Below are 9,062 nucleotides of genomic sequence, written 5' to 3'. Positions count from 1 at the left end.
ACCGCCCCCAATCGGCGCCCGCCCGCCCAAACCCCCCGCCCCCCCCCACACCCACCCCCGGCGCCCCCCCCCCCCCCCTGGGTGGGGGGTTTTGGGGGGGCCGGGGCCGCCCCCCCCCCAAAACCCCCGACAAACGCGCCCGCCGAGACGTCATCGGCCACCGCCTACCCCTCCGTGGCCCTCAACGGGGCTAGGGTGGAGGAGGTAAAAAGTCCGGGGCGGAAGGGCGAAGCGTGGCCGAGAGCGATACCGGTCTCACCGCGTCCCTCGTGGGCGGGCGCTATCGGCTGCTCGAGGTGGCGGGCAGCGGAGCGATGGCGACGGTCCATCGTGCCCGGGACGAGGTCCTCGGCCGGATCGTCGCCGTCAAGACGTTCCGGGAGCAGGCCCCCGATCCCCAGCATCAGCTCCGTCGCCACGGCGAGATGGAAGTCCTCGCGCACCTCAATCACTCGAGCCTGGCGCAGCTGTACGACGTCGGCACGGAAGCGAGCGCCGACGGCACCTCGTCGGTGACCTACCTCGTGATGGAGTTCGTCGAGGGCATCGACCTCCGCCAAACGCTTCGCTCGGGACCCCTGACGGACGACGACGTCCGGCGGCTCGGCGCGGACCTCGCCAGCGCGCTGGCCTACATCCACGCCCTCGGCATCGTCCACCGGGACATCAAGCCGGCGAACGTGCTCGTCCCGGACCCCTCGCCGAGGACCGGGCGGCGGCTCCCGGTGAAGCTCACCGACTTCGGGATCGCCCGTTTCGTCGATGCCGCACGCCTCACCCAGACCAACACGACGATCGGCACCGCCAACTACCTGAGCCCCGAGCAGGCCCGCGGGGAGCCGGTGGGAGCGGCGTCGGACGTGTATTCGCTCGGGCTCGTCCTGCTCGAGTGCCTCACCGGCCGCATCGAGTTCCCGGGCCAGGCCGTCGCGGCCGCGGCTGCCCGCCTGTTCCGCTACCCGCGCGTCCCGCAGGAACTCGGGGAGCCTTGGGTCTCGCTCATCCCCCGCATGACGGCGCAGAACCCCGCTCAGCGGCCCACCGCGGCAGAAGTGGCCACGATCCTGACCGAGGCCGCCACCGAAGTGCTCACTCCTTCGGCGCAAGCCCCGACCGCGCCGGCCCCTTCCCTGCGGGCCGACGACGGCGGCACTCGCCTCCTGCCTGCTCCCCCGCCCCGGCCTCCCAAGGCTCCCCCGCCGCAACGACCCCTCGGTCGGAGGATGCTCGCTCCGAGGACGCTTGCCGCCGTCGTCGTTCTCGCCCTGATCGTGCTTGTCGTCGTGCTGCTCGCCGTCCTGCGACCGTCCTCGGGCGGCTCCTCGCAGCAGCACTCCCCGAGCATCCCTGCCTCGCCGTCCATCCCGGGGCCGCTCGGATCCCATATTGCCCAGCTCGAACGGAGTGTCCGACCGTGATCGTCCGCCGCCGCCTTGTCGCCGCCCTCGCCTCGGTGTGCCTCTCGGCCGCCGCCCTCGCGGGATGCGCCCAGCCGTCGTCGGACCTCGACTCGGAGGTGGCCTCCGCCCTCCAGACGGCTGCAGAGCAGGTGCGCGCGGACGCCGCGGCGGGACGCTACGCCGATGCGCTCGACAAGCTCGAGAAGATCGAGACACGAGCGAACGAAGCCGCGGCTCAGGGGAAGCTCAGTGCTTCCCGCAAGCAGGACGTGCTGACCGCCGTCGCCCTGGTCCGCACGGATCTCCAGACGCTCGCCGGCCCGGCGGCCACGCCCAGCGCGACCCCGAGTACCGCCTCGCCGACACCATCCGCGACTCAGGCTCCCGAGCCCAAGAAGAAGGACCAGAAGAACGAGCCTGGCAAGGACAACAAGAACGGCTAGCCCTGACCAGGAATCGGCGCGCCGAACGGCAGGCCCTCGCGGATGTACCCGTCGTAGAGCGGCTGCCACGCGAGAGCCCCTGCGCTGTGCGGGCCGCCCGGCTCGCCCCCGCCGAGCTTCACGGCGAGCTCGGCAAGGCAGACGTGCCAGCCTGCCGCATTGCGGGCCGCGGCGTTCACGTCGCCGAGCCAGTTGCGCAGCGTGAGCTCGGCGTCGGTCTCTGATCCCTCGACCCGGAATTCGAGCGTGTCCTGACCCCAGTCGAACGCCCAGTGGTTCGGCGGCTGCCACGCCGTGATCCGCTCGACCGACGGGGGCTGGTTGGGGTCCCCCGTGAGCGTCACCGTGCCGGCTCCGTGATCGATGGCGACGGCGGAGGGGAACCAGCCGTCGAAGCCTTCGGGCGTGCTTACCGCCTCCCACACCGCGGAAGCCGAGACCGGGTACGAGCGGACGAACGTCACCGAGGCGCGACCGTCCTCCTCGCTGTACTGGCCGTCGAGCTCTTCCATGCCGTCCTCCTCGCGGTACGCCGTTTCTCAGTGCCTGTACATCATGCGGACGATCGCGTCGAAGGCGCGGTCCGGCAGGAATTTCCGCGCCGTGAGGATGGGCCACGCCCCGCCGCCGGTGGGGTAGCGAGCCGCCGGGTTCCCTGCCTGCACGGCCTTCAGAATGGTCCGGGCGACGACCTCCGGCGTCCCGGCCCTCCCGGGCCGATCGAAGTTCGCCATCACGTTCGCGACCTTCCGGGCGTTGTCCTCGTACGCGCTGCCCCGCGAGTTCTCCAGGAGTGACTCCCGCGCGATCGTGCTCCACTCGGAAAGGACCGGCCCCGGCTCAATCAGCACCACGCGCACGCCGAAGGGCTTCAGCTCGATCCGCAGCGAGTCGGAGAGTCCCTCGACGGCGAACTTTGCAGCGTGGTACCAGGAGCCGAGGGGCTCGTAGAACTTGCCGCCGATCGAGGAGATGTTGACGATCGTGCCCGCCCGACGCTGCCGCATTCCGGGGAGCACCAGCTGGGTCAGGCGCGCAAGGCCGAACACGTTGACTTCGAACTGGCGCCTGGCCTCCTCGAGCGGTACGGTCTCGAGCGCCCCGTAGGAGCCGTAGCCCGCGTTGTTCACCAGGACGTCGATCTGGCCGGCGTCAGCGAGGATCCGGCGGACGCCGTCGGTCATGGACTCATCCGAGGTGACGTCCATGGAGACGACGCGGGCACCCTCGTCCTTGAGGTCCTGCATCCGCTCGACCCGTCGGGCGGCTGCATAGACCGTGAAGCCCGCGCCCAGAAGCGCCCGCACGGTGGCCGCGCCGATTCCGCTCGAGGCGCCCGTCACGAGCGCAACCTGCTGCATGCCCCTCACGCTACCCGACCCTCCCGACGCCCCGGCAAGGGCGTGTGACAAGCTGGGGCGCATGAGCTCGCTTCGCCAACTCACTGCCTCCTCCCGCTCTCAGGTCCCGCCGTTCGCGGTCATGGACATCCTCGCCCGGGTGGACCAGCTGCGAGCTGAGGGCCGGGACGTGGTCTCGCTCTGTGCGGGGGAGCCGTCGGGCGGGTCGCCGTCCGGAGTCTCGGCTGCAGCGGCGAGGATTCACGCGTCGGGGCGCGCGCTCACCTACACGCCGGCGCTGGGGACGGCCGAGCTGCGCGCGGCGATCGCCGGTCACTACGGCCAGTGGTACGGGCTCGACGTCGATCCTGCACGGGTCGCCGTGACCACAGGCTCCTCGGGCGCGTTCGTCCTCGGCTTCCTCGCGGCGTTCGACGTGGGGGACCGCGTGGCACTGGCCCGTCCCGGCTACCCGGCGTACCGGAACATCCTCGCCGCGCTCGGGTGCGAGGTTGTCGAGGTGGACTGCGGGCCCGAGACCCGGTACCAGCCAACACCTGAGCTGCTCGACGCCGCGGTCCGCGAGCACGGTCAGCTGGCGGGGCTCGTCCTGGCCTCCCCGGCGAACCCCACCGGCACCATGGTGAGCCGCGCAGAGCTCCAGGCAATCGTCGAGTGGTGCCAGGGCAACGGGGTCCGGCTCGTGAGCGACGAGATCTACCACGGCATCACCTATCCGGATGCGGTGCTGGACGAGCACAGTCAGCGAGGCGTCTGCGCCTGGGAACTCGGGGGCGAGGCGGGGAACGAGGCCATCGTCATCTCGAGCTTCTCGAAGTACTGGGGCATGACCGGCTGGCGGCTCGGATGGATGCTCCTCCCCGAGGAACTCGTCGGCGCGGTCGACGCCCTCGCGGGGAATGTCGCGCTGTGCCCGCCCGCGCCGTCGCAGCTCGCCGCGGTGGAGGCCTTCTCCCCGGCCTCGTACGCCGAAGCTGAGGCATGGGTCGCGCAGTACGCCGAGACGCGCCGGGCGCTGCTCAATGGCCTCGGCCCCCTCGGCTGGGGTCCCGCTGCCCCGGCGGACGGTGCCTTCTACCTCTACGCCGAGCTAGGCTCCCAGCTCGAGCGCTTCGGCGACTCCCGCGAGTACTGCCGCGCCCTGCTGGAGGCAGAAGGCGTGGCCTTGGTCCCCGGAACCGATTTCGACGCTCACGCCGGGGGCCGCTCGGTGCGCCTCAGCTTCGCCGCGGGGTCGACGGCGGTGACCACCGCCGTCGAGCGCATCCTGCGGTTCCAGCGGGCTTAGCGGAGTCTGGCTCCCGGAGGCTGTGGCGTCCAGAATCGAAGCTACGAGCTCTCACCCGAGGAGGCGACCAACATGGCAGAAAAGGGATGGTCGGTGAATATCGCCATCGACGAGCACGAAGGCCGGACGCGGGCCAAGGCGCAGCTGTTCGCCGAAGGCCGTTCGGACTTGGTCGGCGTCGGCCTGGCGCGGCTCAAGCCGAGCGACGCGGATGTCCCCGTGATCGGCGACGAGTTGGCCGTGGCCCGTGCCCTCGCCGACCTGTCGCATCAGCTGATCGAGGCCACCGCGGCCGACATCGAGAACGTCACGAAGGTGCCGCCTCACCTGGAGGTCTAGGGCACCTGCGCTCCTGTCCGCTTCTAGGGCCGCAACACGGCGAAGTCCCGCGACGCGCCGCGCTCCCGACTGATGGGGACTTCACAACCGGACTGGAGCACGCGGAAAGTCACTCTCCTCGGTGCCCCCGCAGCTTCTCCATCTCACGCCGGTCCTTCTTGGTGGGCCGCCCAGCCCCGCGGTCGCGCTGGGGAAGTCCGAGGAACGGCGCCGGCGGCCGCTCCGGCGTGTGGTCGGTGTAGCACCGCGACGCGGCCTCGGCCCCGACGCGCTTGACGATCAGCACATGCACCTCAAGGATCCGCTCGAACCCGGGCTGCCGGATGCGGATGGTGTCTCCCGGTACCACAGTCTGGGAGGCCTTCACCGGGTTCCCATTGAGGCGCACGTGCCCGGCGCGGCACGCCGCGGTGGCCGCGGAGCGGGTCTTGTAGGCCCGGACGGACCAGAGCCAGGAGTCGATCCGCACGGCCGAAGACGACGAAACGGGCGCGTGGGAAGAAGCGGAAGAAGCCATGGTGCCCAGCAGTCTAGCGGCGTATCGTCAGGGCATGGGGGGACGAACCTTGAGGAGTTGACATGCCGGACAAGCAGCCACATCAGAGCGAGCACAAGAAGCCGTCCAAGTCCATCAAGGAGCAGCGCGCAGCCAAGAAGGCCAAACGCGAGACCGCCATGGACGCGGATCCCGTATCTCACCTTCGCAAGCCCCGGTCCACGCACTGACGTAGACCGCAACTCCTGTCCCCGCCCCCGTCTCGCCTCAGGCGACACGGGGGCGCGGCATTGTCTGCCGGTCCTGCCTAGGACCTAGCGGCGCAGCTGGAGCCCCGCGCGCGCCATCGCGTCCGCATACGCCTTGCCCATCTCGATGAGCCACTCGGTCTGGCGCTCCTTCGACCCGGCGAAGGCCCGGCCGTGCAGGGAGCGCGCCTTGTAGACCTTGAGCCCCCGGCGCCAGATGAGCGGATTGTCGGTCTTGAGCAGCATCTGCGCGAGGCGGTTCGCCTCCGGGCCGTGCGCGACGATCGCCGACGCGCGGGGCAAGACCTTGAGCAGAGCGATCAGCGGCTTGAGGCCGGCCTGAACCTGCTCGGGCAGCAGCTTGCCGTTCGCCTCACCCGGCGTGAACCACGGGTAGGCGTTCCAGGGCATGATCCACTCGGGACGCAGACCGAGCTGGAACTGAAGGCCCAGAAGCCGAGTCGCCGCTGCATCGTCGCCAGCCCACACGAAGCCCTTGGGATTCGCCTCGCCGGTGTTCGAGAACAGGCTCACGATCCGGCATTCCTCCACGGAGTGCATCGGATCCACGTACGGCGCCTCGAGTTCGGGGCGCAGCTTCCGGAGGAAGTCGACGTGCTCGTTCACCGGCGCGATGGCGGGCGCGAACAGCGGGTCCGTCACCACGGCGGGTTGAGGGACGACGACGGCGCCCGCCAACTCGCTCTCAGGCCGCGCCGGGAGGGTGGTCGGTTCAGCGCCAGTCTCAGTGTCAGTCGGCTCGGTCGCCTGCTCCTCGACAGACGCGGCGTTCGTGTCTTCGAGCGCGGCCTCTTCAGATGCACTCTGCTCAGGCACAGCGCGCTGCGCCTCGGTCAGGCGTTCCGCAGCGACGCGAGCAGCCTCCTCCGCCTCAGTCGAGCGGGCGAGTGCGGCCTGCGCCGCCTCTTCGGCAGCAGACGCCTCGGCAGCGGCAGCCTTCGCGGCGGCCGCCTTCGCTACCGCATCGGCCACGGCGCGCTTCGCCGCGTTCGCCGCTGCCTCGGCAGCAACTCGAGCCCGAGAAGCCGACTCCGCGAGGGCCGCAAGGACAGGGTCGACCTGAGCCTCGGGGGTGGTCTGGACCGTCTCGGACGGCGCGATCTGCGCAAGCTCGACCTGGACGGCAGCCTCCGCGCCCTTCTCGGCAACGGCCGCAATCTGCGCCGCGCGCAGTTCCTCGGGCTCGGCCTTTGTGACGATGAGCTTGGTCGGAGAGGCGAGTGTCATCTTGACGCCGGAGGCAGAGACCCGCGTGGTCACGACGGACGTCGCAGTGGGCTCCTTCTTCTTGCTGATCGCGGGCTTCGCGGCGGCAGGCTTGCGCGCGGCCGCTCCGCGCTGAGGCGACTTGTCCGCCGCGGGGGAGCCGTCGTCGTCCCCTGCATCGGCGTCGATGTCGTCGAACAGGCCGGCGAAGATGTCGTCGTCCTCCTCGTCGTAGCCAACATCAGGGACCAGGCCGAAGCCCTCTTCGTACTTGGCGTCGAGATCGGACCGGTAGTCCTCGTCGTAGTCGTCGTAGGCAGAGCGCGAGGCCATGACTGTCACTGCTGCAGATTCTCCTCGAGGTCAGCGCGGCCGTCCGGGCAGCCCACGAGGAGCCCGATTCGGACGGAAGTTGGGGGATGGACCGGCCGCTGGGGGCGACCGAGCCTTAAGAGCTTAGCAAGCCCGAGTTCCCGTTCGGTTCGCCTCGTATTCACGTCAGATCCGAGAAACGCCGAGAAACTGGCGTGGCGCCGGAATCGTGCGGCAGACTGAGATGTTGCACACGGTACCTGCCCGAGACAGGTCTGACCTTCGCACCCCGCACCATCACCCTGCACAGAACTCCCACCAGGAGACCCCGTGACGCCCGCGTCCGATCACCCGATTTCCCGCGAGAACCGCCTTGTCATCACTGCGCTCGTGACGGCAACGTTCGTCGTGATCCTCAACGAGACGATCATGAACGTCGCCCTGCCCCGGCTCATGGCCGAGCTCCGCATCGACGCCTCGACGGTCCAGTGGCTCGCGACCGCGTTCATGCTCACCATGTCGGTGGTCATTCCGACCACGGGCTTCCTCCTCCAGCGGCTCACCCGCAAGACGGTCTACATCCTGGCCATGGGGCTCTTCAGCACGGGAACCCTTCTGGCAGCCCTCGCGCCCGGCTTCGGAATCCTGTTGCTGGCCCGCGTTGTCCAGGCCTGTGGCACGGCGATCATGCTGCCGCTGCTCATGACGAGCGTGCTGACCCTCATCCCCGTCACCCGGCGCGGTCAGGTCATGGGTGCCGTGAGCATCGTCATCTCCGTGGCACCGGCGATCGGCCCGACGCTCTCAGGCCTCATCCTGCAGTTCCTCTCATGGCGCTTCATGTTCCTCACGGTCCTGCCGATCGCCCTCGCCGCCCTGTTCTTCGGCGCGCGTAAGCTGGGCGGCTCGGCCGAGGCAGAACGCCCAAGCCTCGACCTCGTCTCGGTCATTCTGACCGTGCCGGCCTTCGGCGGCCTCGTGTACGGGCTCAGCCAGCTGGGGGGCGACGGCAGTGGCGGGCTCGGCCCAGTGCTCCCGCTCGCCGTCGGCCTCCTGTGCCTTGCGCTGTTCACGTGGCGGCAGCTCGCGCTCCAGCGTTCGGGCTCCCCGCTGCTCGACCTCCGTGCCTTCACGCACCCCATGTACACCGTTGCCACGGCCCTGCTGGTGGTCGGCATGATCGCGCTGTTCGGCGTGGTGATCCTCCTGCCGATCTACCTCCAGCAGGTCCGGGGGCTCGACACGCTCTCCACGGGTCTCCTGCTCCTGCCCGGGGGCCTCGTGATGGGGCTGCTGGCGCCGACGGTGGGGAAGTGGTTCGACCGCGTTGGCCCCGTACCGCTCACCCTCACCGGAACCGCGCTCATGACGGCGGTCCTGTTCGTCCTTGCGTTCCTCACCGCAGATACGCCGATCTGGCTCGTCCTGGCGCTCCATGTCGCGTTGTCGCTCGGCCTCGCGCTCCTGTTCACGCCGGCGTTCACGAGCGGCCTCAACCCGCTCCCGCCGCACCTGTACAGCCACGGCTCGGCCATCCTGAGCACGCTCCAGCAGGTCGCGGGCGCGGCGGGGACGGCTCTGCTCGTCGGCATCATGGCGTCGCAGGCGCATGCGGTGGCCGTCTCCGGTTCTGCAACCACTGCAGTGGACGCTCAGATGGCCGGCTTCCGCGCCGCGTTCCTCGTCGCGGCCTGCGTTGCGGTCGCCGCGATCGTGCTGGCCGGCTTCCTCCGGAACCGTCCGGCTCCGGTGCCCGAGGGAGCGGAGCCGGCCCCGGCGATGCACTAACCTGCCTGCCCGGCCAGCTTGCGCCCTCCCCCCGTGGGGGGGGGGGGGGGGGGGGGGGGGGGGGGGGGGGGGGGGGGGGGGGGGGGGGGGGGGGGGGGGGGGGGGGGGGGGGGGGGGGGGGGGGGGGGGGGGGGGGGGGGGGGGGGGGGGGGCGCGGGGG

Annotated in this window: 10 protein-coding genes; 6 read left to right on the top strand and 4 right to left on the bottom strand. The window is 70.5% G+C overall.

The features are described from left to right. The first annotated feature begins 233 nt into the window (after positions 1 to 233). Positions 234 to 1,418: a serine/threonine-protein kinase gene (locus ACTHL9_RS05550; RefSeq protein ID WP_440517850.1), complete on the top strand. Its 1,185-nt coding sequence runs from the start codon at positions 234 to 236 to the stop codon at positions 1,416 to 1,418. After that, complete coding sequence (locus ACTHL9_RS05545; protein ID WP_440517849.1) at positions 1,415 to 1,843, top strand: hypothetical protein; 429 nt, start codon at positions 1,415 to 1,417, stop codon at positions 1,841 to 1,843. Before ACTHL9_RS05550 ends, ACTHL9_RS05545 begins: the two co-directional genes overlap by 4 nt. On the opposite strand, the gene ACTHL9_RS05540 is transcribed toward ACTHL9_RS05545, so the two are convergent. Together ACTHL9_RS05540 and ACTHL9_RS05535 are read right to left on the bottom strand one after the other, a co-directional pair. After that, complete coding sequence (locus ACTHL9_RS05540) at positions 1,840 to 2,355, bottom strand: SRPBCC domain-containing protein (protein ID WP_440517848.1); 516 nt, start codon at positions 2,353 to 2,355, stop codon at positions 1,840 to 1,842. The genes ACTHL9_RS05545 and ACTHL9_RS05540 overlap by 4 nt on opposite strands. A 27-nt stretch (positions 2,356 to 2,382) precedes the next feature. After that, positions 2,383 to 3,204 carry an oxidoreductase gene (locus ACTHL9_RS05535; protein ID WP_440517847.1) on the bottom strand — a complete coding sequence of 274 codons (822 nt, stop codon included), beginning with the start codon at positions 3,202 to 3,204 and terminating at the stop codon, positions 2,383 to 2,385. A gap of 61 nt (positions 3,205 to 3,265) precedes the next feature. On the opposite strand from ACTHL9_RS05535, the gene ACTHL9_RS05530 reads away from it, so the two are divergent. Both ACTHL9_RS05530 and ACTHL9_RS05525 read left to right on the top strand, forming a co-directional pair. Next, positions 3,266 to 4,492 carry an aminotransferase class I/II-fold pyridoxal phosphate-dependent enzyme gene (locus tag ACTHL9_RS05530; RefSeq protein WP_440517846.1) on the top strand — a complete coding sequence of 409 codons (1,227 nt, stop codon included), beginning with the start codon at positions 3,266 to 3,268 and terminating at the stop codon, positions 4,490 to 4,492. 72 nt (positions 4,493 to 4,564) lie between these two features. Beyond that, positions 4,565 to 4,831: a DUF1876 domain-containing protein gene (locus ACTHL9_RS05525; protein ID WP_440517845.1), complete on the top strand. Its 267-nt coding sequence runs from the start codon at positions 4,565 to 4,567 to the stop codon at positions 4,829 to 4,831. A gap of 109 nt (positions 4,832 to 4,940) precedes the next feature. On the opposite strand, the gene ACTHL9_RS05520 is transcribed toward ACTHL9_RS05525, so the two are convergent. Beyond that, positions 4,941 to 5,348, bottom strand: a complete 408-nt coding sequence (locus ACTHL9_RS05520; RefSeq protein WP_440517844.1) for an RNA-binding S4 domain-containing protein — start codon at positions 5,346 to 5,348, stop codon at positions 4,941 to 4,943. A gap of 62 nt (positions 5,349 to 5,410) precedes the next feature. Between ACTHL9_RS05520 and ACTHL9_RS05515 the strand changes: the two genes are divergently transcribed. After that, positions 5,411 to 5,557 carry a hypothetical protein gene (locus ACTHL9_RS05515; RefSeq protein WP_171042390.1) on the top strand — a complete coding sequence of 49 codons (147 nt, stop codon included), beginning with the start codon at positions 5,411 to 5,413 and terminating at the stop codon, positions 5,555 to 5,557. Positions 5,558 to 5,641: 84 nt separating this feature from the next. Here ACTHL9_RS05515 and ACTHL9_RS05510 read toward each other — a convergent pair whose 3' ends face one another. Beyond that, positions 5,642 to 6,136, bottom strand: a complete 495-nt coding sequence (locus ACTHL9_RS05510; RefSeq protein WP_440517851.1) for a uracil-DNA glycosylase — start codon at positions 6,134 to 6,136, stop codon at positions 5,642 to 5,644. Positions 6,137 to 7,444: 1,308 nt separating this feature from the next. Here ACTHL9_RS05510 and ACTHL9_RS05505 point away from each other — a divergent pair. Then, positions 7,445 to 8,902, top strand: coding sequence for a DHA2 family efflux MFS transporter permease subunit (locus ACTHL9_RS05505; protein ID WP_440517843.1), 1,458 nt, complete (start codon positions 7,445 to 7,447; stop codon positions 8,900 to 8,902). The last annotated feature ends 160 nt before the right edge of the window (positions 8,903 to 9,062 follow it).

Source organism: Sinomonas sp., from assembly GCF_051955515.1.
Lineage (GTDB): Bacteria > Actinomycetota > Actinomycetes > Actinomycetales > Micrococcaceae > Sinomonas.
This window is presented reverse-complemented; position numbering and strand designations above follow the sequence as displayed.